The organism is Vibrio sp. 10N.222.52.B7 (genome assembly GCF_041474275.1).
Taxonomy (GTDB): domain Bacteria; phylum Pseudomonadota; class Gammaproteobacteria; order Enterobacterales; family Vibrionaceae; genus Vibrio; species Vibrio crassostreae_C.
This window is the reverse complement of record NZ_JBFRTU010000325.1, coordinates 1-349: the sequence shown is the minus strand read 5'-3', so window position 1 is coordinate 349 and position 349 is coordinate 1. Positions and strand designations below refer to the sequence as shown.

General features: G+C 46.7%; 1 protein-coding gene. It reads left to right on the top strand.

Annotated features, from left to right (window positions below):
* Positions 1 to 349, top strand: a 349-nt coding sequence (locus tag AB4512_RS23045) for a BTAD domain-containing putative transcriptional regulator (protein ID WP_372175848.1), incomplete at both ends; no start/stop codon positions are given.

Here is a 349-nt window from a genome sequence, read left to right as displayed (position 1 = left end):
ATTGGTAATCGCGACAAGTTCAATGCGAAATCAGAACTGTCGTCTCTTTCGCTAAAACTGGGTGCGCAACTACAGCTAAAGCAATGGAAGCAATCTATTCCAACACTGGAAAGCCTGATTGAACTTCAGCCAGAAAAAGACAACTGGTGGCGTCAACTTGTGGGTATTCAGTTAAGACTAGAGCGCAACCGCGATGCATTGAACACACTAGCACTAGCTGATCTTCAAGGCGTAGAGCTGAAAAACTCAGACCGCCGACTACTGGCTCAGCTATATGCTAAACGTGGTATTCCAGAGCGTGCAGCACAAGAGATCGCTAAGTTAGATGACGCGAACAGCGATGTTCAAC